Origin of the sequence: Trichocoleus sp. DQ-A3 (genome assembly GCF_039961975.1) — a bacterium.
Taxonomy (GTDB): Bacteria; Cyanobacteriota; Cyanobacteriia; order Cyanobacteriales; family FACHB-T130; genus FACHB-T130.
In genome coordinates this window covers 1-24,151 of the sequence record NZ_JAMPKC010000001.1, presented here as the reverse complement: position 1 = coordinate 24,151, position 24,151 = coordinate 1, and the positions used below count along the sequence as shown (strand labels likewise).

Genomic DNA, 24,151 nt, shown 5'->3' with positions numbered 1-24,151 from the left:
CTTACCGAAGGGCTTCACCCTAGATTCTTCAGGCTTCTATAATCGCCTCCGGAGCCATATTTCCAAGCTTGGAGGAAGCGATCGCAGTAGTATCGAGGCAGGGGTGGCAACGTCTTCGTCCACGGTTGCAGGGCGGTTGCTAGAGGATATAAAGCCGTGTAAATTCCCAAGTTTAGGTAGTGAACCATCCAATCTAGCAGCATCGGGATTCCCACTAAGGGAATAATTCGAGCCACTAATCCGGGGTAAGTGACGGCTGTTTTTAACAGGGCTTTTGATAAGGCGGGAAACTGGACGACATCTTGTAAAAATGGGCGTAATACCTCATCTCCTAGCTGTTCCATCGCTTGAAATACGCTAGAAAGCAACTGGTTGATTTGATTTGGGTCAACTTTTTGCTCGATTTCCACGCCCATTGTTCTTTGAAACAGCCAGGTTACGGCAATATTCGGCTGATAAGGCTGCAAAAGTGCCAAAGCATTTTTAGACACAGCATCTACTTCTAAAGCCTCATGAATGCCTTCTGTTAACCGTTTCAGGTGTCGCACCATCGCCCCAAACCCGCCAAAGCTGACGGGAGATTGGTTGCCACTGCTATCTCCTACGGGCAGAATGCGACTCCAAGGCATCTTTAGTGAGTTGCGATAAGAGGGAAAGAAGCCAAACAGCGCCCGTTGAAATTGCAGTTGGGAAACTTCTACGCCTTGATATTCGGGCAACAGGCGCAGGTATTCTTCAAAGAAGAACTCTAAACTGGGACGACTGGGGTGAGCATCCAGGTAAGTAAATAGATAAGTCGTTCTGCCATCTCGTGCTGGGAAAGCTTCCCAAAAGTATTGGCATTGATTTTGAATAGATGTGAAAGTTGCGATCAGATCGCCGGTTTCGTTACTAGGAAAGCCTTTGACGTAACTCCCCACGACTAAGCAGACGCCTTCCGGTTTTTCTCCCTGTCGCGCTTGCTGAACAATGGGTGAAAAATGTCCCATCGCATCGATTAATAACCGCGTTTTCAAGCCGCCGGAGGCTTCCACCCTGATGCCATCTGGGTGAACCACTGCCCCTTCAAAGGGAGTGTTTTCAAACAACTGTCCGCCAGCAGCCAGAAACTTTGATTTGAGGGTGTCTAGGAGAAAAACGGGATCGACACCGATATTCAGAACATCGCGCACCCATACCTCAGAACCGCCTAAAAAGCTGACGCGGGCGGGATTATACTCGGTTGCGATCGCTTGTTCTAATTCCGCTTCAGTCAGTAGATTCAGCTCTAAAAACACTTCTAACTCTTGGCGGGAGATATTCCACTCTTGATCTCTACCGCGCAAGATTCCTCTTTCAATCAAGGCAACTCGCCACCCCAACTGAGCTAAAGCAGCACCGATTAAAATTCCCAAAGTGCCGCCGCAGATTATTGCATCCCAGTCTACGCTTCCTAGCGGCTCTTGGCTTTCTTTCACCACCATCGGAATCGGTGTAGTGTCTTCCTTGATGGCTTGCCAAAGGCTATCGGCTTTACGCAGTCCGAGGAGAGGATTTCCCGGTACCTGAGATAGAATCTGTTCGGTTAGGCTCATGGATATTTGCAAAAGATGCTGCCAATCCATCCTAATCGGCAAGAGTTCTCAAGGTTGAGGGTTTTGGCTTGATGAGCTTTATGTGACCAGATTGTAGAGTCAATAAAATTGCTGTTTAAGTAGAATTACTTTCGACACATGATAAAAAGCGCTATCACCTGATGTCACAGCAGATTTTAAAGCCTCGATTACCGCTTCCACCACCGCTGATGATGACGGAGGAAGGTTCGTTTGCAAACATGACGCTTCTGAAGCGAATGCCTGCGATCGCGCAGCGAGTAATTGCTGAAAACGACTTTCCGGCATCGATTGTAAACAACCTGGAAACCTTGATCCGGGAATTGCCAAATGGGATCGTGCGATCGCTCAAAGATGACAATGGCCCAGATTTGGCTGCGTGGACGAGATATTTAGCACCTTTTCTGGGGAAGCGCTGGATAGACATTCCCTGGTTGTTTGCCGAGTTATACTTTTTCCGGCGGATTGTGGAAGCAACCGATTACTTTCTGCCAGGATCGAGCCAAGGCGTAGATCCCTACGGGTTGCAAAAACGCTTGGGTTTAGAAACGGCAATGGATTCAATCCGGGCAATCGCCGCTAGGATTGGGCATCATACAAGCGATCGCCATACCCGTTTAATCCTACTGCTCTATTTTTCACTGTGGGGCAACCGCGCCGATCTCAGTCTTTGGCCTGTTGACGCTGGAGACAGCGATCGCAGCCGTCAGGAAATTCAGCACGAAGAGGCTCATATTTTGGTCGATGATACACCCATCATTGCGGACAGAATTGCCAGCCTTGATGGGGGAAGAATTGACTTCATCGTCGATAATGCTGGTTTTGAACTCGTCTGCGATTTGTGGTTGGCAGATTTTCTGCTAACCACTCAGGCGGCTGAGATTTCCCTGCACCTGAAGCGGTATCCTATCTTCGTCTCAGATGCGACCATTCAGGATCTGCACCACACTTTAGAGGTTTTGGCTGCTGACGTTGATGGGGAAGTGCGATCGCTTTCTCTGCGCTTGCAAGACGCTATCGCTTCCGGTCGTTTGCGATGCTATGACGATTTATTTTGGACAATGCCCTTGCCTTTCTGGGAAATGCCCGAAGCTTTGCGACAAGAGTTAGCACCCGCCAGCCTAATTTTTGTTAAAGGAGATGCTAACTACCGCCGGTGTTTAGGCAATTGCCACTGGGACTTTACGACCCCTTTTCAAGATATTGCTTGCTACTTCCCTGCGCCCTTGGTAGCACTACGCACCCTCAAATCAGAACTGGCGGCAGGTTTACAGCCAACTCAGATAGAAACACTTAACGAAGAAGATCCTCAGTGGTTAACCAATGGACAGCGGGGCGTCATCCAGTTCGTTGACTTTCCCGCTTAGAAGCGATCGCGAAAAGTTGCCCATACCGACTACGCACACAAAGCCGACTGCATTATTACAACCAACGGTATCAAATGCTAATCTCCCAAAAGTGGGAGGAAAAGCTGTTTTTATTTACGTAAGTTTTAAGCACGGCAGAAGTTTCCAACGCTTCAAAGTTTATTTTGAGGGCAACATCATGACTGTAGGTGCAAACAACCAACCAATGCAACCTCAAGACCAATCCCTGTTTGCAGAACTATCCGAACAGGAACAAGAGGCAGTGGCTGGAGGTTTAGATTTATTCAGTTTTGACTTTGACGATTTGAAGGCTGAGATTCCCAATGGCACTCTCAATCTCAGTCCATTTAACATCAGTTTCACGATTGACGATACCAGCTATACAGCTCAACTAACAGAACCAGCAACAATATCAATCGTGGATGGAACTTTGACTGGAACTGGAGGAAATTTAACAGTTACTAGCAGTTAAATTGTCAATTTATTCGCTGCAACTATTCAGTCAAACCACATGGCAACCCCCCTATTTTAAAATTAGGGTGGGTTTTTTCATGGTTGACCAAACCCAGGCTCAAGCCACGAGTTTTTCTTTGCCATCAAGTAATAAACGCAGCATTTTTGAAAAGAGCGATCGCAAGGCGAGCATCGCATCCCTTTGAACAATTGATTGCTGATAATAATCTTTGAATAAAAGATTCTCAACACAGAAAATTTCTTCCAAAACACGTTTTTGATGCCTTGCAGATTTCATTTCCGTCCTTCAGGCAAAATAAAAAAGATGCGATAGAGCAAAACTGCTCTAGAGACTACTTACAAAAGAATATAGAATTGCGGCTTTTCTTTAAAAAGTGCCCCAATTCCATTGATTCTACCTGAAGAACCAGCTCAATTTTGCCTTAATAATCAATGATCTCAGGAAAAAAAGTTAATCGGACATTACTTTCAATAAGGTTATTGCAGTCCGTTGCCTCCGTCTTCAGGGAGTGTCGCTGGGATCGTTACATAACCACCTTCTTCACCAAGCCACAGGGTGATAAAATACCCCCCCTCATCGTTAACTTCCAGTGGAGTGACAACATTCCCTCCAATCGGTATGCTGCCAGGTGTCGTGGGTGTGTGAAAACCGCCTGTAATGGTGGCAGCTTCCTCATCCGTGAGTTCTTCTAGAAGATTGAACTCCACCGTTTCCAGTTCGGAAAGCGCTAGATCAAAGGGATGGGGCATAAAATCCTCCTAAATTTTCAAGTGTATTGTTGTTAACTAATTAGAGTTTTACTCGGTAGCATAAATGACCGTACCCCTCTGAGGTAAGGTTTTACATTAAAACAAACACGCTTTTAATCAACGCTACTCCATTAATTTAAGAGTTTCAAAAAATCGACAAAAAGTATTGTGTAAATTTCAGACAACAGCGTGCGCTAGTAGAAGCAATTGACCGCTCAAATTTTAAACGATGGCAAAGAAATTAAATTTTATTTAAAGTAAATGCAATCATAGTAGAGAACACTCATGAACTAAATGGGGCAATCATGCTCAGTGACAGCAACCCCGACTTTCTCCGCCCAGTCTCTAGCGACGAATTTCTTCCTCCCATCAGCCGATGGACAACGCTAGGGGGATTGTTTTTAGTCGGTACTTTTGGGGTAGCTGTGATGCTTGCCGCTTATACGCAGTACAACATTACTGTTAAAGCTGCTGCCGTTGTGCGTCCTATAGGTGAGCTGCGAATCGTGCAAGCTGCAACAGAAGGAACGATTAAAAGCATCTCTGTGAAAGAAAATCAGGTCGTGAAACAAGGGGATGCGATCGCGATTCTGGATAACTCCCAACTCCAGACGAAAAAAAGCCAACTGCAAGGCAATATCCAGAATAACCAACTGCAACTGAGTCAAATCGCAGCTCAAATTAGTGCCCTTGACAGCCAGCAAAAGGCACAGTGGAACTTGATGAATCGCAACATTGCCGTTTCTCAAGCGGATCTGGGTCGTAACCAACGAGACTATCAAGAGAAGCAAATCATAACTAAGGCAGAAGTGCAAGAAGCACAGGCATCTGTGGATTTAGCAAGGGCGCAGATGAATCAATATCAACAGCTAGCAAATACGGGCGCGATCGCTCAACTGCAAATCAAGGAAAAAGAAGAAGCTTTCAAAGCCGCGCAAGCGAGACTACAACGGGCAAAAGCCATGCTTAATCCCAGTGCGGCACCCGTAGTAATTGCTAACGAGCGAATCGCTCAAGAAAGAGCAACGGGTGAATCTACCTTAGCAACATTGAACAAAGAACGAAAAACCCTGATTCAGCGTCAAATTGAAATTCAAAATCAACTCAACAGCGACACTCGCGAACTCAAACAAATCGGGATGGAACTGCAAAAAAGCGTGATTCGTGCTCCAGCATCTGGCACCATCCTCAAACTAGAACTGCGAAATGCCTCTCAGGTGGTGCGTGCAGCCGAACCAATTGCTCAAATTGCTCCCAGCAACACGCCACTCATCGTGAAAGCGCGGGTAGCGGCTCAGGATATCGGGAAAGTGGCGGTTGGGCAAAAGGTACAAATGCGGGTTTCTGCCTATCCCTATCCCGATTATGGAACTCTCTCCGGACAAGTGAGCGCGATCGCACCCGATGCGATCGCGCCTGAAAATAATAACGCCAACGCTCCTGCGGTTCCGCCCTCCTACGAAGTAACCATCCAGCCAGAAAAAATAAATCTGATCAAAGGCGATCGCCCCTATCCGATTCAACCAGGAATGGAAATTGCCGCAGAGATTATTTCTAGGGAAGAAACCGTACTAACATTTATTCTTAGAAAGGCAAGGCTGCTCACCGATTTGTAGTTAGATGGCTAGCACAGCTAAGTTACTAATTATCCTTTAGTTACAAGCGAGATAGCACGTTGTTTTCTACAATCAGAGGAAGAGTTTCGCTAAACAATTGAATTGTCATGAACTTGCCACTGGGTCGCCTATCCTTTTATCAGGAAATTAATCAGCCAGATGAGCAAATTAATCTGGCAAAAGCTGCTCTGGACATTGCTCAGGAAGAATATCCAGACCTCGACCCGGATGAATACCTCAATGCCCTCGATACAATGGCAGCGGAGATACAAGAACGCCTACCTGCCCAACGATATCCCCTGCGGGTGATTCAAACTATCAATCAGTATCTTTACGACGACTTAGGTTTTACTGGAAATAACGAGAACTATTACGATCCCCGCAATAGCTTTTTAAATGATGTAATCGATCGGCGCACTGGCATCCCGATCGCCCTAGCGCTAGTTTATTTAGAAATTGCACGACGCATTGATTTTCCGATGGTTGGGGTGGGGATGCCGGGGCATTTCCTGATTCGCCCACAGTTTGAGGATGTGGGAATCTTTGTGGACGCCTTCCATCGCGGCGAGATTCTGTTTGAGCAAGATTGCAGAGATAGACTTGCAAAGATTTACCAGCAATCTGTGCAACTGCAAGCGACTTTCGTAGAACCCGTGAGTTCTCGGCGCTTTTTGACGCGGATGCTGACAAATCTGAAAATGATTTACCTGAACCGCCAGGAGTTACAAAAAGCACTTGCCACAGTGGAACGGATTTTGCTGTTGTTCCCAGACGCACCGATGGAATTGCGCGATCGCGGTCTTCTCTACTTCCAAATGGGTCGCTGGTCAGAGGCATCCCAAGATTTAAACATTTATCTAGCGATACTTCCCAATGCGGAGGATGCTGGCGTGATTCGCCAGTTACTGACACAAATCGAACAAGATATCTATTAGCCTTTAGCGATCCATCTCCTCTGCCACTCGCTTGAGACGTCGCAATTGAGCTTGCATATCGGCTTTCGTTAAGGCAGCGGCGAAGGTGTTAAAACCCCAACGCACTAAAGGACTGGGAATTTCAAACTCGAAGCGATTCAGCAGGCGCGTGCCCTTTCCCGTTGCCTCTGACTGACATTCCCAGCGATCGCGTCCTTTGAAAAATCCTTCAAATCCCCAGACGATTAGCCCCGGTTCTCGCTCCACAACCACCGTTTCGAGCGTGGGGTGCAATAAGGGAATTTGAATAATAAACCGACTTTGACTCCCCACATCCGTTCGCCACTCTCCGACGGGTTCGCACCGCAACGCCGGATTCAGCCATCGATGCATTAAGACACGATCGGTAATGCAGCGCTCAACCATTGTTGCACTGGCATTGATTTGGATAGATTGCTCGAAAACTTCAGTAGGGGACATACTATACAGCTTACTGGAAGAGAACCCTACAGAAACGCAAATCGGGAAGCACCGCTAAAAATCGCAAATATCCGACTTTTTCGGCTTATTTATCTATAAAGATAGATTAAAAACTGAGAACGCTGGTCTATATCTATCTCATCCTGTTTTTAGTCGGTTTTTAATTCTCTAATGCAGTAGCGAGAGAATTTATCAACGTAGGATAAGTCTTGGCGATTCCTGCTAAGCAGCGTAACTTTTGTATATTTGCCCATCCGACGTTAACTCAGAACACCATGAATGGAACTTGGCAAGGAATTACACTCACTCTCTTTCGAGAGGTGCCACTCAGGTTGAACGGGTTGTTAGCGCAGAGTACACCCGTACCAGCGGCGGAATCCTCTCCTGCAACCAATAATAATTTTTCGGTTGACAATATTATCTCAGGACTCGGCCTCAACTTAGGCAATTCGCTAGTGGATCTGATTAAGGCGATCCTAGCGTTAGTCGTTGGCTTGATCGTGGCTTCACTGGCGGCGGCGGCGGTGCGAGGACTGCTGAATCGCACAAACATCGATAATCGTTTAGCAGCTTGGATTACGGGTCGCCAAGGGGCTGAAGAAGGGCCACCTGTGGAGAAATGGATCTCCAGCGTGGTGTTCTGGCTGATTATGCTCTTTGCCATCGTTGCTAGTTTACAGACTTTAAAACTAACAGCGGTTGCGGGTCCCCTTAACACTCTGTTAGAGCAAGTCACTCAGTTCATCCCCAAACTCGTTAGTGCAGCGATTCTGTTAGGAATTGCCTGGGTACTGGCAACCTTGACAAAGCTAGTGGTAACGCGGGGACTGCGGGCGCTGCGGTTAGACGAACGTTTGGGCGAACAAACGGGAGGTACGGCACCGGGGGATACGACGCCAGGGGGTACGACGCCAAGGACAAACCAGTATTCTCTGAGCGATACCTTAGGCAACGCTCTGTACTGGTTCATCTTTTTGCTATTTCTGCCGCTGATCTTAGATGCCCTACAGCTACAGCAGGCACTGGGTCCGGTTAATAACCTGCTAAATCAAATTTTGGCAGCAGTACCGAATATTTTGACTGCTATCGTCATCGGTGCAGCAGGTTGGTTGCTGGCGCAGGTGGTGCGGCGGATTGTGACGAATCTGCTGACGGCAACCGGAACGGATCGGTTGGGTGCAAGATTCGGAATTTCACGGGCAACCGGCGGACAAACGCTTTCTTGGCTGATCGGGACAATTGTTTTTGTTCTGATTTTAATCCCGACCGCGATCGCTGCTCTCAATGCTTTGGGAATTGCGGCAATTTCGGTTCCGGCGATCGCCATGTTGACCCAGATTCTCAACGCGATTCCGCTAATCTTTACAGCGGCGTTGATTCTCGGCATCGCTTATGTAGTTGGACACTTTGTTTCAGAGTTAGTCACCAACATCCTCACCAGCATCGGATTCAACAATATTTTCTACTGGCTGGGACTCCAATCTAAGCCTTACACCCGCGCCACGCCAATTCTACCTCCGGCTCCAGAGGCACAGATACCGCCTACGGGACAAGAAACTATCCTTCAGGAACCGACGCCTCCCACCCGCACCCCGTCAGAACTCGCCGGGATTGTGGTATTGGTTGGCATTATGCTGTTTGCGACAGTAGCAGCAACTAATATTCTGCAAATTCCGGCGCTAACTCTGTTGGTCAGCGGGATTGTGGTGATATTAGGTCGAATTCTCGCTGGTTTGGTGGTGTTTGCGATTGGTTTGTATCTCGCTAACCTCGCCTTTAACTTGATTACCAGTTCCGGTACTCGCCAAGCGCGGATACTCGGACAAACTGCTCGGATTGCGATTATCGCCCTCGTTTCAGCAATGGCGCTGCAACAGATGGGAATTGCTAGCGATATCGTTAACTTAGCTTTTGGATTGCTATTGGGAGCGATCGCTGTCGCGATCGCCTTGGCTTTCGGGTTGGGTAGCCGCGATGTTGCAGCTGGGCAAGTCCGCGAATGGCTGGCATCCTTTAAAGAAGATAAAACGCCTCGCTAATCACAAATTTTCTTGGTCAGTTAAACGTAGGGTGGGCATCCGTGTCCACCCTTTTCAAATGTTCCTCACGCACCATCATTCCTTAGTACCTGCTTGCTTGAGCAACTCAAGTATTTTGGTGTGTCCTTTATACTTGGCAATATCTAAGGGTGAGTTTCCATTCTTGTCTTGTTCTGTTACATTAGCCCCTTGGTTAATTAAGCTTTTAACCTCATCAATATTGTTTCTAGCTATAGCCAATAAGAGTTTGTCATTTTCATTCTGACTTTGTCCTAAAGACTCTTCCCAGTCTGCCCAAGACTGTTCTAGTTCATGCTTTTCCTCTAGTTCTAATTCTTTTTCAATATCTTTAAGGGTAATAATAAGGCGATTCAGTATAGCTTTTTGCTCTCGATTTAGGAAAATCTCATTGATTTTTTCAATTCGGCTGCAAAATAAGTCTGAAAAACCTCTCTCTTGCAAAACACTTCTGGCTAGCCTGGGGAGAAAGTAACACAAAGCTTCATCCGAAATGAGCGAGTAATCACAGATCATCATTGAGCATTGCTCGTCGCTCATTTCATCTTTTAAAACTTCACCAAAATCTCGCTGAATCGCTAAATATTCACCCTCAATAACTCCCTTTTTTGGAAGAATAGGGATGATCAAAGGCTTTTTGAAGGCTGAGAAAGCTTGGTTAATATCATCTAATAAAGACTTATCTTCCATTCTTTTTGCTATAGAGGTTGGAAAAAAGAGAGTTTACAATTTATTTATAATATCTATATTTTGATTTGCTTTTTAGTACCTTTTCTGGAACTCGCGCAGAGGACATTGTCCTCCGCGCTCCAACTACAACGTCTAGTCAGACAAATACAATTACTATATTATGACTTTAACATGCACAAAACAAGCATTTTATTATAAGTATATTCGAGCTAAATAAAATACATCGATCAGTTGCACTGATCGATGTATTTATAAATCGAATTAGATGAATTTCAAGTAATAAAAAACAAGCGATCGCTTGTTTTCAAAAAGAGCGATCGCGTGTTTTAATTCACTAACTTTGCACTCAACTCATTCTTAATCCGATTCAAAATTGAGGCTTCATCCAGTGAAGTCAGAATGCGACTTACCACGGCTTTTGGGCCATCGGGACCCCAGGAAGCGCCATTTGCCAAGTAAGTTTTAGTGACTTGTCCAATCCCGTAAGAAGAAACCCCAGAAACACCTGCCTGAGTCACGGCAACTGATAGATAGGGACCTAAAGACACCCCACCCGTTGCGGGTGCGGAGAGTCCTAAGAGACTTTTCAGGGAACTCAGTCCCAAAGTTGCCAAAAGTTCGCTAGCGCTAATTCCGCCCATACTGATGGCAATTTTTTGTAGCAGTCCCACCGCTCCAGGCTGAGTCATGGGAATGCCGTAGAGTTTAGATAACGTGAGAATCATTGCCACGTCGATAACGGCACCGCTGAGGAGATCGACAACCGTGACCGGGTTGAGGGCGATCGCAACTGCCTTCGTCATCACCCCTTTCCAGATGATCTGATTCGCACTTTCATCGCGAATCTGCATCTTCCTAGCAATCATCTGTTCGTTCACATCATCGGCATACAGCATGGTGTTGAGCGCTACCAAAGCCTTGCCTTCTCGGTGCAAAATTTCCAGAATTTTCAGCTTCAAATCCAGAACTTGGGGCGTTCCCGGTCGTCGCTGCACTGCCCTCGTTCCGTCAGGACGGCGAACCGCCTGCGCCACCAGGGGAGAGGCAGCAACCATTACAATTTCATCCGGTGAGAGCAATTCCCGCACCCGTTCATCCCGAATTTTGCGATAAATCGCCATCCGGTCGGCATCCGGATACTGGTCAATTTTGTTAAATACCAGCAACATCGGTTTACCGACTTCCCGCAATTGCGAGAGCGCCTCGTATTCCACCTTGTTCATGTCGCCCGAAATGACAAACAGCAGCAAGTCTGCTTGTCTGGCAACTTGTCTGGCTAAGGTTTCGCGGGTTTCTCCGTCTACTTCGTCAATTCCAGGGGTGTCAATTAGCTCGATTTGGGAATTGCCCGCACTCGGCAGCGTGACTCGTAGGATATCGCTGACGCTTCCCGCCTCATTCTCCTGAGTCAGTTGCCAGCTGGCACCTTGATGGGTGCGGGTGACGCCATGAAGCGGTCCCGTTTCAAACACGTTCTGACCTAATAAGGCGTTCAGTACTGAAGATTTACCCCGTCCCACCATCCCAAAGGCGGCAATCTGGACGACCGATCGATCTAACTTCTCCAGCATCGTTGCCAAATCATTAATCTCGGATTCCAGTCCCGTCCGCTCTTGAGGAGTGAGATCCAGGTTATCTACCAAGTCTCGCAGAGCATTTTGCGCCTTTTTGTAATTCAGTTCTGCTTGGATGTCATCAAAGCTCAAAATGGCGTTATCTAGTTCCCGATCCAAATCTGTCGCGTCCGGGGTTTGTGAAGGGAACTGGCTGGCATTTGGGGTTCGGTCAGACGATAAACGACTCAAAATTGCACCTTTTTTGCTCAGATGTTACTCTTCTTTCATCCTAGTCAATACCGATCTAGTCTGGCACTTTCCATATCCAGAGGGATATTTTTACTCGGTTCGTGCCAGCTCAGTATCAGCTGTGAGAATGATGTTATCTCGAAGGCGATCGCAATAAGTTTAGTATTGTTGCTGAATGAAGGTATTTGATCGGCACAGCGATTGTGAGTTCTAAGCGTTTACCTCAAACTACTGCCCACGTCCGAATTACCCATCTTTCCTGGCAACGGGGCTTTCTGGCAGGGGAAGTCACGGCGGCGGAATATGAATGGCAGTTCCAGTGGTGTTTCCGACAGGGTCAATTGTCGGTGACACCCTCTTTGGGACGCGCTTTAATTCAGGAACCTCTGGGTCGATTTTTAGAACAGAAAGATTACCAGCTAGAGCCTGGAGGGGACTATGCGTTTACGATCCGGGCGGAACTTTAAAAGTTTTGAGTTTTGAGTTCAGTTTAAATTAAGAAAGTTAAGAATGACAGAGTTTCCTAGTTCCTCGTCTCTCGTTGCTTCATGTATCTTTCGATGAGGAGGATGGCAACAATGTCATCGATTGGTCGGGGTAGACTCCGCATACCTTGGGGAATCAGGCGTCCTAAACCTTGGGGAGGGTACATTTGCCAATAGCGATCGCGTGCTTCCAAGGTACTGTAGCGCTCATCTACCAGGACAATCGGCACCGACGTTGGGAACTCTTGCTGAAGTTTCTTTTTCCAACTTTTGGAAGTGGTTTGATCGCCCATCACTAGAGTATCAATCGGAAATTTTTCACATAAGTCAAGGATCGTTGCGATCGCTGCTTCTGCTGGTACAACCTGGTGGTAATGCAGAGAATTGTCTTTCCCCACTACGGCTAAACCACACTTATCGCGCCCTGGATCGAACCCTAAAATCATCTGAATTGGCTAATCGCTAATTTACAAATGGTTAATTGCCATTAGTCATCATCTCATCACTAATGACTAATAAATTACATCCTGACCACAACTTCTCCGTCTTCAACCGCCTCCAAATTTAATTTCATGGGTCCGGCAATATAGGCGTCCTCAGCCACGACTGCTTTCAGAGAAATCGGCTTATTGTGCTTTTTCAACTGCTCGATAAACCGAATCAAGCTAACAATTCGATTGTCGCCAACCTGAACTGTATCGCCCAAAATCCCCGCGCGAGTAGCTCGGAACTGGGATGCTCCAAGCAGCAGGTCAATCCGCTGCCGAATTTGTTGGTCGGTCATGTTTGAAGGATCGGCAGATGTCGTTGCTACGACTTCACCAGTGCGGAATACAACTTGATTGGGTGCGGCGTCTGCAAAGACTTGTACCTGCTTTTCTCCCTGGACATAGTTACCAGCCGAAAAAACTCGGACTACATAGTTTCGACCATCCTGAATCTGGTTGATCAGTTGCTCGACCTGTGCCTCTGTAATTTGCACGACCCGTTCGTTCGCCACCTTGTTGAGACCGGGTTGGGTCGCTTTAATCGCTGTCCGATTCGCTTCCCGTAATAGCTGCTCAATGACCTGTCGGGCTGCAGCTGGCTCGACAATACGAAAAACGCCAGCCGCCAGAACCTGACCGCGCAGCAGAGCCAGACTACCCTGACGCAAAGTTTGATAAGACTGGTAATACTGTTCTAAGGTTGCCACTTCCTGCTCTAGGGAAGCTTGTTGTTTTTCGAGTTCTTTAAGGCGATTTTCTCGCTGGGCAATCACCTCATCTCGTTGAGAAATTTTGTTATCAAGTAGAGATAAGGCTTTGTCTCGCTGGGCAATTTGCTCATCGCGATCGCTCAGGCTCTTCCGAAAGGCAGCAAGTTTCTCATCAAGTTCCACAAGGGCTTGATCCCGCTTGAGAATTTGCTCATCGCGTTGGCTAATTGCTCGGTCTTGCTGGGCAATTTTTTGGTCGCGCTGAGTCACTTTCGCTTTGAATTCAGTAATTTCAGCTCTGACTTGATTTCGCTGCTGGAGCAATTCTTGGCGTTCTGCTTGAAGTTGTTGGATTTCCGAACGTAGCGTCTTGGCTTGCCCTGAGACAGATGTAAGCTGTTTTTGGGTTTGCTGAAAGCTGCTGGCAACCCGGGTCAGTTCGCTTTGAGTCTGATTTAGTTGCGCCTCCGTCTGGCCTTGTTTAGCCAGCGCAGCTGCCAAAGATCGATTAATCGCATCTAAGCGCTGCTGAGCGACAGATTGCTGGGTGCGAGCTTGAGCGAGTTCCTTCTCTACTTGCTCTTTTTGGGCGGCGGTTTTAGCAAGTTCGCTTTCGGTTTTCCGTTTCTGCTCGTTCGCTTTAGCAATATCCTTACTTGCTGTCTTGAGTTTTTTCTGCACTTCTTGGAGTCTAAAAACTCCAATCCGCAATTGTTCGCTGGTCGCGAAGATGATTGTTAGTGTTGAGGCAGAAATCGTTAGCCCTGTCAGAATCGTTACTAAAACAGCTGTTTTGCGGGGACGCAGATTGAACAACGACAGGCGTGCTTTTCCCACGCGCGTGCCAATGCGATCGCCTACCGTTGCGATGACGCTTCCCAACACTAAAATAGACAAAATCAGGAAGAGCGCACTGTCGGTCATTGTCTGCTACAGTCATTCCAGTTACAGCCTATCGCATCGCAGGCTAGAGAAAGGGTTAACAGGAATTAAAGATCGAAGGTGAAATCGGAAAGGTTAAAGGTTGGAAGGTTGAAAACTATCCGCTTAAAACCTGACACCTTTTAACTCAACTCCCGACTAAATGTTAAAACTGGATAACCTGCTCGCGCTACCATGCCGTTTTAACCAACAACCTAACCTACAACCTGACGAGAGCCTCTAGCTGTTTTCAAGTAAACTGCTGACTCAGTGTAACTGGGTTGTGTACCGTAATTTTTTTCTTGTGGATAGAAATCATTTTTTCCTCCCGCAAATCTCCCAGTAAGCGGGTGACAGTTACCCTGGTGGAGCCGATTGCTTCTGCGATCGCTTGATGAGAAAGCTTCAGATCGATCGTAATTCCATTGGCGGTAGGAACGCCAAAATCACGGCACAGAATCAACAGAAAACTCACCAAGCGCGATCCCATATCTCGGTGAGCTAATGTCTCAATCATCATTTCTGTTTGCAAAATGCGCGAAGAAAGCCCTCGCAGCATCAACATCGATAGCTCCGGATTATCCTTGAGCGATTGCTCTACCTGATCGATCGGTGCCGAAAGCAGCTCCACTGGCGTAAATGCTACAGCGTGATAAAACCGATCCGAACGATGCCCTGTAATTAAGGACAGTACTCCAAAAACGCTGTTTTCTCGCAGCAGCGCCACGGTAATTTCTTCCCCAGCTTCATACACGCGAGACAGCTTTACTGCACCTTTGAGCAAAAAGTATACCCGTTCAGCCGGGTCTCCTGGGAAAAAGATCGTCTTGCCCCGCTCAAAAGTTTCCACCACGGGTGGAAACGCCCCACCTCCCAGTTGACGGAACACAGCTGCTAGCGGTCTATCTTGCGTCACTGCCACTTCCTTTTTCCTAAATGCTGCCCTACAGACTTCTGCAACTTTCTGTCGGAGGAACTTTAACCATAGCAAAACAACTATGAGAGTTTTCTGACATTAGACACAGATAAACTGACTTCCAAGCGGTTTTTGTGCTATTTGATACAAAATTTTAAAGTAGTTTCCCCGGCTACCTTCTTTAGTTCTCTCCCTGCTCAAGGCAAGTAAGATTATGACGGAAAATGTTGATATCTTGACAGTATCTGCGCTATCGGGTGGGATGCATGGTGAGTAAGGAGGCACGCTCCTTACCCGTACTAGACAGCCTTGCTCCGGGCGATCGCGATCTTGAATACTCCCCTAAATCGGATATCCTCTAATATTGCCTTCAAAATCGACATTTATGCTAGATTTAACCGGAAAAAACGCCCTTGTCACCGGCATTGCCAACAATCGATCGATCGCCTGGGGGATTGCTCAGCAACTGCACCAAGCGGGTGCGAATCTAGGAGTGACTTACCTGCCAGACGACCGGGGTCGCTTTGAAAAAAAAGTGGCAGAGTTGGTAGAACCCCTCAACCCCAGCTTGTTTTTACCCTGCGATGTCCAGAATGAGACCCAAATTCAGTCTACATTTGACGCCATCCGCGATAAGTGGGGTAAGCTAGACATCCTGATCCATTGTCTTGCCTTTGCGAACAAGGAAGATTTATCAGGTGATTTTAGCAACACTACCCGCGCTGGCTTCACCCAAGCTCTAGAAATTAGTACCTATTCTCTGGTGCAACTTGCCGGGTCAGCAAAACCACTGATGACAGAAGGCGGCAGTATTGTCACGCTGACTTATCTAGGCGGCGTTAAGGTGATCCCCAACTACAACGTAATGGGAATTGCCAAGTCTGGATTGGAAATGAGTGTCCGTTACCTGGCATCTGAATTAGGTCCACAGAATATTCGCGTGAATGCAATTTCGGCAGGTCCTATCCGCACTTTGGCATCGTCGGCGGTAGGTGGCATTCTGGATATGATCCATCACGTTGAGGAAGTAGCACCGCTGCGACGCACTGTAACTCAGAAAGAAGTGGGAAATGCGGCTGCTTTCTTGTGTAGCGATTTGGCAAGTGGCATTACAGGTCAGGTGCTGTATGTCGATGCGGGATACGAGATTATGGGGATGTAAAAAGAATCAAACATTAAAAATTAAAAATTAAAAAGCAAAGATTCTGCTAATTTTTAATTTTTAATTTTGCATTTTTAAGGCTTTCGCGTCTCCCAAATGCTCAGTAACGTAGGATAATAAACTTAACTTTATTTTCTTGAGTGAGCATCTGCGATGCAGGCACGCGATCGCCAATTTACACCTTCTCCAAGCATTGAACAGCTTTTGTCTCCTCGCATGGCAAGGGTTCCCCGCAAGACGGGCGAAACGGATGTTATCGTCACCGTCAAATTAGACGGGAATGGCACTTGCAATGCAAAAACTGGCATTCCGTTTTTAGACCATATGCTGCATCAAATCGCCTCTCACAGCCTGATTGATTTGGATGTAGCCGCGACGGGAGACTTGGAAATTGATGACCACCATACCAATGAAGATGTGGGAATTACCCTAGGAATGGCGTTGCATCAAGCACTGGGCGATCGCAAAGGAATTGTCCGATTTGGGAATTTCCTCGCCCCTCTCGATGAAGCGTTGGTTCAGGTAGCGTTAGATTTTTCCGGACGCCCCCACCTCAGCTATGGCTTGGAGATTCCGACTCAGCGAGTCGGGACTTATGACACTCAGCTAGTGCGGGAATTTTTTGTGGCGTTGGTCAATCACAGCCAGATGACGCTGCACATTCGCCAACTCGATGGAATTAATTCGCACCACATTATTGAAGCGACGTTCAAAGCGTTTGCGCGATCGCTCCGCATGGCAATCGAAGTTGATCCCCGTCGTAGCGGTACGATCCCCAGTTCTAAAGGCGTGTTATAGGTTTCCTTGCAAATACACTCCGATAAAGGCAACGAGAGCCGGGGAAATCCTCACCAGGCTCTCGCTTCATTCTGCTGAAGTTTCCGCGACCACTGACTCTCAATTCTTCTATGTCTTCAGAAATGAGAACTTATGGAAGAGGTTTGCGGATATAGCCATATTTATTGCCAATCTTAACTTTTGCTAGCCCTTGCGAAAAAGATTGAGCGCTATCAAATTGGGGTTTAATTACGAATTTGCCACTCTTATTGATATAGCCCCATTTGTCGCCGTTCTTTACCGCTGCTAGGTCTTCTGAAAAGTTATAAATATTATCAAATTGTGGGGGAATGACAACATTGCTTGCCTTGTCAATATAGCCTACCTTAGTGTCTATCGTTATGCCCGCCAGTCCTTGAGAAAAGTCCCCAGCCCAATCAAATTGGAGTGGAATAACAAGATATCCCATTTTGTCAATATAGCCCCACTTATTATTACTGGATATCACTGCTAGTCCTTCCGAAAAAAACTTAGCTTCCTCAAATTCCAACGGAACAATAACGTCTCCCCGATTATCGATATAGCCCCATTTGTTGTCTTTTTTGACTGGCGCGAGTCCTAGGGCTGATTCAGTGCGATCGCTTATAGAAAAAGATTCAGCAACATCAAACTGGGGTTGAATGACGAAGTTGCCTTTCTTGCCGATATAGCCCCACTTTTTACCGATTTCTACCGCCGCCAGTGCTGACTCAGTGCGATCGCTTATAGAAAAAGATTCAGCAATATCAAATTTTGGGTTAATTACCAAGTTGCCTTTCTTATCAATATATCCCCACTTTCCATCTATCTTTACCGCTGCCAGCCCTTGAGAAAAATTCTTAGCCAAATCATATTTTGGTTTAATGACTAAGTTGCCACTCTTATTGATATAGCCCCACTTGTTCTTTAATTTGACAGCCGCTAACCCTTGGAAAAAAGATTCGGCATTATCAAATTGAGGTTTGATTGCGAAGTTGCCTTTATTATCAAGATAGCCCCATTTGCCGTCTATTTTGACTGCTGCTAGCTCTTCTGAAAATGAATCAGCCCAGCTAAATTTAAGCGGGATGACTATTTGCGAATTACGGGCTTGTCCCTCAGTTGCATCAAAATTAACTTGAGAAGTCCGAAAATTTGAGATGGCTTCACATCCAGAAATTAGAGCGATCGCTAATCCAAACAGAAGGCTGGCAACCGCGACAAGCAATCTGTTGTGAGTTGCAATTTTCATAAAAGTACCCTATCCAATCGCAGCCAAGATTTAAGTAATCAATATTTGTTAATCATCTGAAGTAAACCCTGTTATTGTCAGTGAAATTCTAAAGCTTGCTGGTAATGCCTGACTAGATTAGGCTATCCGAATTTAGAATTAAAAAATTAGAAAGGCACCCAGCTAGCTGAGTGCCCCTGTTTTATATCAGCGCGTGGTTGCGCGTGATTACTGTTTCAACATCAAGAAGGGGTGCGAGGAGCTGTCAGGACATCCCAAGCCGCTTTAGCAGCTTCGGCAAGGCGATCGCCTAAAGTTGACACTTCCTTCACGATGGACTCCCAGTTCTTCTCTGCATCCATTTGAATGAGTTTAATCGAGTATGAAATTCGCTCTGGATCGAACAACTTATCCTGTTCAATCTTCTCCCGTGCTTGTTTCACTGCATTGAGATAGGCATCGCGAGTATATTCGGTAGCAGATTTTGTTTCTACCTGCGCCCGTTTTTTAATGGCGTCAATCAGCGCCATCGTTTCACGCTTCAAATCTTCGGATTCGCCTGCCATATTTTCATCAACGATAGCCTTTGTCTCCGGGCTAACTGTTATGGCGGTTTCTGTATTATTAGGGACTTCTGTATTCATGGCTACATCTCATGAGTAGAGTTTTGAGTGAAAAAGATTAGCTTTTAGTAAGGTTCGGCTACTAATTTCACAAACCGGAAAATTGAAGAAATGCTAGTACAGACCAATAAATCATCAGCGGTAGCTAACCATTGGGGCAAGAAACGCGATCGCACGACCAATTGTGACAGCAACGGCTTGAGTTAACGTGTCGCGATTGTAGATATGGTAGAGTTCGTAAGTTCGTCACAGCTACTAAAGCAATCCCTACCAAGGCACCCGTCCAACCACCAATGAACCAGTAGCTGACGGTAATGATTGGCGCACTAAACAGACCTAATCAGGCAACGGTTTTAAACTGATTCACTCCGCTTGCTCTCGTTGAAGGCATCTGCTTAAATAAAGGGCTATATCAGAAATAGCATTTCTGTAGTATATTTCCTTCAGCCTATCGGTATAATTTCAGAGGGTTATGGGAAAAAACGATAGCAAAGGTACGGGTTAACCAACCTAACCTCCTATGAGAAATCGCTGGATTGAAGACCCTTCATTCCTCAGTCCGAGAGTCTAATTTTCAAGTTAAATGCTGCAAGACCCCGCGATTCGTCATCCCATTGCCATCAGTTTAGGAGCGATCGCTGGAGCATTGAGTCGCTACTATCTCACCCTCTGGTTTGCCCAACGCTTCGGCACCAGCTTTCCCTACGGCACCTTTTTTATCAACCTTACAGGTTGCTTTGGGATGGGTTTTTTTGTCACTCTCGCCTTAGAACGGGTAGCGAATATTCCTCTAGATGTGCGATTGATGGTAACGACCGGCTTTTTAGGAGCTTACACAACTTTCTCCAGTTATGGGTTAGAAACATCTACTCTACTGCGCGATCGCAGTTATGCCGCCGCCGGTATTTACTGGGCAGGTAGCGCCATACTTGGAATTATTAGCGTTCAGCTAGGCACGCTTCTGGCTCGGAGCGGGCGGTAGAAAGAACCCTATGACTGCTTAGCACGCACCATTCCCAGAGCCTTCAATCTCGATCCTTGGAGACTAGACTGGTGCAGGAAAAATATCAACAATTGATTAAGTAGGGCGGTTGGCTCTCATTGGTGCTGCATTTACTCTTAAATCCCACGAAAACAACCGTACCAATGCCCTTTAGACTAAAAGCAGCAACAAACTTAACACTGGATTAAGAGGGTCTACCTTGACTGACACCAATACTCCTTTCCAGACAGTCTCCCGCAGCGAACTCCGGCAGCTCGTCCGAATGCAGCTGCAAATGCTGCTTGAGGCGGAAGACCTTCAGGGGGCAAAAGCAATCCTCGTCCCGGTGCAACCGGCGGACATTGCAGAAGCCATTGAAGGGTTGCCAGAGGCGATGCAAGCGATCGCCTTTCGCTTGCTCTCCAAGGACGAGGCGATTGAAGTTTATGAATATCTCGACTCTAGCGTGCAGCAGGCGCTGATTGAGGAATTCCGGCGGCAGGAAGTTCTGGACATTGTTGATAAAATGTCCCCTGATGACCGGGCACGACTTTTTGACGAACTGCCCGCTACCGTTGTCCGTCGTCTGCTCGAACAGCTCACCCCCACCGAACGCCAAGCGACAGCTCAGTTGTTGGGTTACGAGGCTGGTACTGCTGGACGATTGATGACACCAGAGTATATCTCTTTGAAAGAAAACATGACGGTGGCGGAAACGCTGGAGCGAATTCGCAGTTTAGCCCATGCTACTGAGATTATTTATTACCTTTATATTACGGATGCTGCTCGTCACTTGTCGGGCATTTTATCCTTACGCGATTTGGTAATCGCCAATCCCGAGCAGAAGATTGGGGACATTATGACTCGTGATGTGGTATGCGTTTATACCAGCGATGACCAGGAAGAAGTGGCGCGGCTGATCGGGCGCTATGACTTTCTCGCTGTCCCGGTGGTAGACCGGGAGAAGCGTTTGGTGGGCATTGTCACCGTTGATGACGTGATTGACATCATTGAACAAGAAACGACAGAAGATATTTACAAACAGGGCGGTCTCCAGTCGGGGGGCGACAATTATTTCCAGACAGATTTACTCACGGTGGCTCGCAAGCGAGTCGTCTGGCTGTTCGTTTTGCTACTAACTAATACTGTCACCGGCACGATTATCAAAGCGGAAGAGGAAATTCTTCGGCAAGTGGTATCGCTGGCGGCGTTTATTCCCTTGTTAACTGGCACTGGCGGGAATGTCGGTTCTCAATCCTCGACAGTCGTGATTCGGGGCTTAAATACCGAAGAACTTCGAGAAATGGGGCCAGCACAGGTGGTAATGCGAGAAGCGATCGCTGGGGCACTCCTGGGAGTGATGTTAGGCACCGTGGCAACGTTATGGGCTTTCTGGCTGCTGAATGGAGATTGGTCAGTCTCGCTGGCTGTAGGGATTAGTTTGGTGGCTATCTCGGTTTTGGCATCAGTTGCAGGTTCCGGTCTTCCGTTCATCTTCCGCGCCGTCGGGTTAGATCCGGCTTTGATGTCAGCACCGTTTATTACAACGGCAGTTGATGTATTGGGCGTACTGATTTACTTTAATTTGGCGCGGCTAATTTTGAAGTTGTAGAAGCAGCGAGTAACTGGGTATTCAGTTGAATTAGGAAGTTATGAGAAGGTGATATCAAATCCGCTTGTTCGACCACGCATTCTTGTCCGCGTAGCGTCCTGAAAGGGCATAGAAACCTACTTCCTGCCCCTTCGCTATTCCCGCTTCGCTGGCAAAGAGGGTTTGGGGATGAGCTTTCAAATGATAGCGACTCAAACGAATTTGATCTACGTAAAATTAAACGTTGAGAATGAGATTTCGCGTCTACAATTCTGTTGCTGTATCAGGAGCAACAATTTCCCCTTCCATACTCATTAAAGAGTCTTGATCGGTAATCAAATCACTCAACTCATGGAAAGTGACGCCCATATCTTCACAAGCTTTCTTGAGTTCTCGCTTAAAGGTGCCTAAATCCTCACCATAGCCTGACAGATGAGCCGCAGTTTCAATTCCCTGTTTTGCATTTGCTTTAGCACAATCAACCAGCTCTAAACCTTTGAGAGGTGTGGGTGAGGCCATAAGTAGTTTTGAATTTTAAGTTGTATTATTTGCAGCATACTGAGATTTACTCCAGAGACTTATCCTTCTGGAGTTAGAAAATCGAGGGAATTCAAATGCTTTTAGCGATGCTGCCAATATTTACAGACAGCATAGGCGAGGGTAACGACGCCAGTAATAATGGCAGATTCATCCACCTCAAATTGGGGATGGTGCAGCGGGTAGTTTTTTCTGTCCGGGTATCCCACGCCTAGTCGAAACATTGTACCGGGAGCGTGTTCCAGATACATCGAAAAGTCTTCCGCACCGAGAGAGGGTTCCAGTAAAATTTGGACGCGATCGCTTCCCCACGCTTCTTTGGCAGCTGTTTCCACCAACTGAGTCAGCGCTGAGTCATTTTGCACAGAAGGGACTCCCCGGCGATAGTTGACTTCGCAGGTAGCTCCGTAAGTTTTACAGATATTGCAGACAATTTGCTCGATCCACTGGGGTAAGGTGGCATGAGTTTCCGGATGCAGCGATCGCACAGTTCCCAATAATCGCACATGGTCGGCAATCACATTCGGGGCGCGTCCACCCTCGATTTTACCAATCGTTAGCACGACTGGGCGCAACGGGTTCTGTGTCCGGCTAATCGCTTGCTGAAGAGACGCGATTGCTTGCGCCGCAATCCAAATTGCATCAACTGCCTCATGAGGACGCGCCCCGTGCCCAGATTCGCCTCTAATATTAATTTCCAGATCGTCTGCGGCTGCGGTCAACGCACCGTAACGAATTCCCACCGATCCCGCCGCAATAGAAGGGAAAACGTGAACGCTCATAATCGCGCTGACATTCTCCATCACTCTATCTGCAACCATCCACCCAGCACCTTGAGCGATTTCCTCTGCTGGCTGGAACAGAAAACGCACATCTCCTGGCAAGGCATCTCCGAGCTGAGATAGTATCATCGCCGTCCCTAAACCGACTGTGGTGTGGACATCGTGACCGCAGGCGTGCATAATTCCCGGAAGACGCGAGGCATAATCTAAACTGGTGCGTTCTACGATTGGCAAAGCATCCATATCAGTACGAATTGCCAGTAGTCGCTCATCGATACCTTGTCCTTTTAACTCTCCAACTACGCCAGTTTTACCCACCGCTTCTTGGACATGAAGGCCACAGGAAGACAGCACGCCAGCAACATAAGCAGCAGTTTGGTATTCTTGACCGCTTAGTTCTGGGTGAGCGTGGATATGTCGTCGGATTTCAATCAGGCGAGGCGCTAGTTTTTCGGCAATGTCTTTAATACGAGTCAGCACAGATTTATTAATTGAGTGAGCGTTTATTTAATGATAAGAGTTGTAAAAACCTCAACTGCCCTTTAAGGATTCAATTATAAAGACTGTGAGCGATTACTGAATAATCGGTAAATAGAAAGCCATTGCAGAATATCCGCAAAAGCAGTCATCTAACCTTGACAAAAACAGGGCAAAGGCTATATAGAGCTGGCTGGACGTGATGCGATCGCTACTGGGATCGATTGATTTCAAAACCTACTATTAATAATCATTCCAAAATATAAATATCTTTCCACCGACATAGTTGCATCTACAGGTTTCGGTACTTAATTCATAATAATTTCAGGTGATAATGACCGATTTTGAGGCGATTTCCAGAGGTTATAGAAATAAGTTAAAGTTAGCATTGCCAGAAGGATTACTTTATCAAGAAGTAAAAAACTACCAACTGCTGACAAGTAGCGATCGCCTTCAGCTAATTATGCAAAGTTTGTAGTCATGTATCTGCTTGAGCGATCGCATTAACCCGTTACTAAGGTCTAGACGTATCGGTAGCTTGCAAAACCCAGTCTAGGTGTAACAAAATGTTACCCTAGCGAGTCTGGATCTATCGCTCTTCTGTCACTCTAGGCAGCAGAAAATAGGGAATCTTGCATTTGTAGGGGGATAGGAACTGCGCCGTGAAAGTAATTCATAAGCGCAATCAAGCGTGAAAATCCCAAAG

24 protein-coding genes and 1 pseudogene are annotated in these 24,151 nt (G+C 46.8%); 11 read left to right on the top strand and 14 right to left on the bottom strand.

The window, feature by feature from the left end:
* Positions 1-14: 14 nt before the first annotated feature.
* Positions 15-1,574, bottom strand: coding sequence for an FAD-dependent oxidoreductase (locus NDI44_RS00125; RefSeq protein WP_190410009.1), 1,560 nt, complete (start codon positions 1,572-1,574; stop codon positions 15-17).
* A 161-nt stretch (positions 1,575-1,735) separates the two neighbouring features.
* Between NDI44_RS00125 and NDI44_RS00120 the strand changes: the two genes are divergently transcribed.
* Both NDI44_RS00120 and NDI44_RS00115 read left to right on the top strand, forming a co-directional pair.
* The gene (locus NDI44_RS00120; RefSeq protein WP_190410008.1) at positions 1,736-2,959 is read left to right on the top strand and encodes a damage-control phosphatase ARMT1 family protein; all 1,224 of its coding nucleotides are present in this window, start codon (positions 1,736-1,738) and stop codon (positions 2,957-2,959) included.
* Positions 2,960-3,137: 178 nt separating this feature from the next.
* Entirely contained in the window at positions 3,138-3,431 is a 294-nt protein-coding gene (locus NDI44_RS00115; protein WP_190410007.1) for a hypothetical protein, read from the top strand.
* A 99-nt stretch (positions 3,432-3,530) separates the two neighbouring features.
* Here NDI44_RS00115 and NDI44_RS00110 read toward each other — a convergent pair whose 3' ends face one another.
* The gene (locus NDI44_RS00110; RefSeq protein WP_190410006.1) at positions 3,531-3,710 is read right to left on the bottom strand and encodes a hypothetical protein; all 180 of its coding nucleotides are present in this window, start codon (positions 3,708-3,710) and stop codon (positions 3,531-3,533) included.
* 200 nt (positions 3,711-3,910) lie between these two features.
* Positions 3,911-4,183, bottom strand: coding sequence for a hypothetical protein (locus NDI44_RS00105; protein ID WP_190410005.1), 273 nt, complete (start codon positions 4,181-4,183; stop codon positions 3,911-3,913).
* A gap of 305 nt (positions 4,184-4,488) precedes the next feature.
* On the opposite strand from NDI44_RS00105, the gene NDI44_RS00100 reads away from it, so the two are divergent.
* Positions 4,489-5,799: an HlyD family efflux transporter periplasmic adaptor subunit gene (locus NDI44_RS00100; RefSeq protein ID WP_190410004.1), complete on the top strand. Its 1,311-nt coding sequence runs from the start codon at positions 4,489-4,491 to the stop codon at positions 5,797-5,799.
* Between the two features lie 107 nt (positions 5,800-5,906).
* Complete coding sequence (locus NDI44_RS00095) at positions 5,907-6,734, top strand: SirB1 family protein (RefSeq protein ID WP_190410003.1); 828 nt, start codon at positions 5,907-5,909, stop codon at positions 6,732-6,734.
* A 3-nt stretch (positions 6,735-6,737) separates the two neighbouring features.
* Here NDI44_RS00095 and NDI44_RS00090 read toward each other — a convergent pair whose 3' ends face one another.
* Positions 6,738-7,193: an SRPBCC family protein gene (locus NDI44_RS00090; protein ID WP_190410002.1), complete on the bottom strand. Its 456-nt coding sequence runs from the start codon at positions 7,191-7,193 to the stop codon at positions 6,738-6,740.
* 275 nt (positions 7,194-7,468) lie between these two features.
* On the opposite strand from NDI44_RS00090, the gene NDI44_RS00085 reads away from it, so the two are divergent.
* On the top strand, positions 7,469-9,232 hold the full coding sequence (locus NDI44_RS00085) for a mechanosensitive ion channel (RefSeq protein ID WP_190410001.1): 1,764 nt from the start codon (positions 7,469-7,471) through the stop codon (positions 9,230-9,232).
* A 75-nt stretch (positions 9,233-9,307) separates the two neighbouring features.
* Here NDI44_RS00085 and NDI44_RS00080 read toward each other — a convergent pair whose 3' ends face one another.
* Both NDI44_RS00080 and NDI44_RS00075 read right to left on the bottom strand, forming a co-directional pair.
* Positions 9,308-9,940 carry an ankyrin repeat domain-containing protein gene (locus NDI44_RS00080; RefSeq protein WP_190410000.1) on the bottom strand — a complete coding sequence of 211 codons (633 nt, stop codon included), beginning with the start codon at positions 9,938-9,940 and terminating at the stop codon, positions 9,308-9,310.
* Between the two features lie 326 nt (positions 9,941-10,266).
* Positions 10,267-11,673 (bottom strand): GTP-binding protein, encoded by a 1,407-nt coding sequence (locus NDI44_RS00075; RefSeq protein ID WP_242033884.1) that lies wholly within the window; start codon positions 11,671-11,673, stop codon positions 10,267-10,269.
* A gap of 275 nt (positions 11,674-11,948) precedes the next feature.
* Here NDI44_RS00075 and NDI44_RS00070 point away from each other — a divergent pair, with 275 nt between their 5' ends.
* On the top strand, positions 11,949-12,212 hold the full coding sequence (locus NDI44_RS00070; protein WP_190409998.1) for a DUF3146 family protein: 264 nt from the start codon (positions 11,949-11,951) through the stop codon (positions 12,210-12,212).
* A 56-nt stretch (positions 12,213-12,268) separates the two neighbouring features.
* Here the strand turns inward: NDI44_RS00070 and NDI44_RS00065 are convergent, their stop codons facing one another.
* The 3 genes from NDI44_RS00065 to ntcA all read right to left on the bottom strand — a co-directional run bounded on the left by NDI44_RS00065 (position 12,269) and on the right by ntcA (position 15,271).
* Positions 12,269-12,676: a pre-16S rRNA-processing nuclease YqgF gene (locus NDI44_RS00065; protein ID WP_190409997.1), complete on the bottom strand. Its 408-nt coding sequence runs from the start codon at positions 12,674-12,676 to the stop codon at positions 12,269-12,271.
* Positions 12,677-12,750: 74 nt separating this feature from the next.
* Positions 12,751-14,352 (bottom strand): DUF3084 domain-containing protein, encoded by a 1,602-nt coding sequence (locus tag NDI44_RS00060; RefSeq protein WP_190409996.1) that lies wholly within the window; start codon positions 14,350-14,352, stop codon positions 12,751-12,753.
* A gap of 247 nt (positions 14,353-14,599) precedes the next feature.
* Positions 14,600-15,271: a global nitrogen regulator NtcA gene (gene ntcA, locus NDI44_RS00055; RefSeq protein WP_190409995.1), complete on the bottom strand. Its 672-nt coding sequence runs from the start codon at positions 15,269-15,271 to the stop codon at positions 14,600-14,602.
* A gap of 379 nt (positions 15,272-15,650) precedes the next feature.
* Between ntcA and fabI the strand changes: the two genes are divergently transcribed.
* Complete coding sequence (gene fabI / locus NDI44_RS00050; protein ID WP_190409994.1) at positions 15,651-16,427, top strand: enoyl-ACP reductase FabI; 777 nt, start codon at positions 15,651-15,653, stop codon at positions 16,425-16,427.
* Positions 16,428-16,580: 153 nt separating this feature from the next.
* Positions 16,581-17,225, top strand: coding sequence for an imidazoleglycerol-phosphate dehydratase HisB (gene hisB / locus NDI44_RS00045; protein ID WP_190409993.1), 645 nt, complete (start codon positions 16,581-16,583; stop codon positions 17,223-17,225).
* Between the two features lie 130 nt (positions 17,226-17,355).
* On the opposite strand, the gene NDI44_RS00040 is transcribed toward hisB, so the two are convergent.
* The 3 genes and pseudogenes from NDI44_RS00040 to NDI44_RS00030 form a co-directional block, all read right to left on the bottom strand.
* Positions 17,356-18,474 (bottom strand): WG repeat-containing protein, encoded by a 1,119-nt coding sequence (locus NDI44_RS00040; protein ID WP_190409992.1) that lies wholly within the window; start codon positions 18,472-18,474, stop codon positions 17,356-17,358.
* A gap of 221 nt (positions 18,475-18,695) precedes the next feature.
* Positions 18,696-19,097, bottom strand: a complete 402-nt coding sequence (locus tag NDI44_RS00035; protein WP_190409991.1) for a hypothetical protein — start codon at positions 19,095-19,097, stop codon at positions 18,696-18,698.
* A 120-nt stretch (positions 19,098-19,217) separates the two neighbouring features.
* Positions 19,218-19,410: pseudogene (locus NDI44_RS00030) on the bottom strand (hypothetical protein); the annotation flags it as partial.
* Between the two features lie 249 nt (positions 19,411-19,659).
* Between NDI44_RS00030 and crcB the strand changes: the two are divergent.
* Positions 19,660-20,058, top strand: coding sequence for a fluoride efflux transporter CrcB (crcB, locus tag NDI44_RS00025; RefSeq protein ID WP_190409990.1), 399 nt, complete (start codon positions 19,660-19,662; stop codon positions 20,056-20,058).
* A gap of 220 nt (positions 20,059-20,278) precedes the next feature.
* The gene (gene mgtE / locus NDI44_RS00020; RefSeq protein WP_190409989.1) at positions 20,279-21,670 is read left to right on the top strand and encodes a magnesium transporter; all 1,392 of its coding nucleotides are present in this window, start codon (positions 20,279-20,281) and stop codon (positions 21,668-21,670) included.
* 243 nt (positions 21,671-21,913) lie between these two features.
* Here the strand turns inward: mgtE and NDI44_RS00015 are convergent, their stop codons facing one another.
* Both NDI44_RS00015 and NDI44_RS00010 read right to left on the bottom strand, forming a co-directional pair.
* Complete coding sequence (locus tag NDI44_RS00015) at positions 21,914-22,168, bottom strand: hypothetical protein (protein ID WP_190409988.1); 255 nt, start codon at positions 22,166-22,168, stop codon at positions 21,914-21,916.
* Between the two features lie 101 nt (positions 22,169-22,269).
* Positions 22,270-23,448 (bottom strand): amidohydrolase, encoded by a 1,179-nt coding sequence (locus tag NDI44_RS00010; protein ID WP_190409987.1) that lies wholly within the window; start codon positions 23,446-23,448, stop codon positions 22,270-22,272.
* Between the two features lie 331 nt (positions 23,449-23,779).
* On the opposite strand from NDI44_RS00010, the gene NDI44_RS00005 reads away from it, so the two are divergent.
* Positions 23,780-23,923, top strand: a complete 144-nt coding sequence (locus NDI44_RS00005; protein ID WP_190409986.1) for a hypothetical protein — start codon at positions 23,780-23,782, stop codon at positions 23,921-23,923.
* Positions 23,924-24,151: the final 228 nt, after the last annotated feature.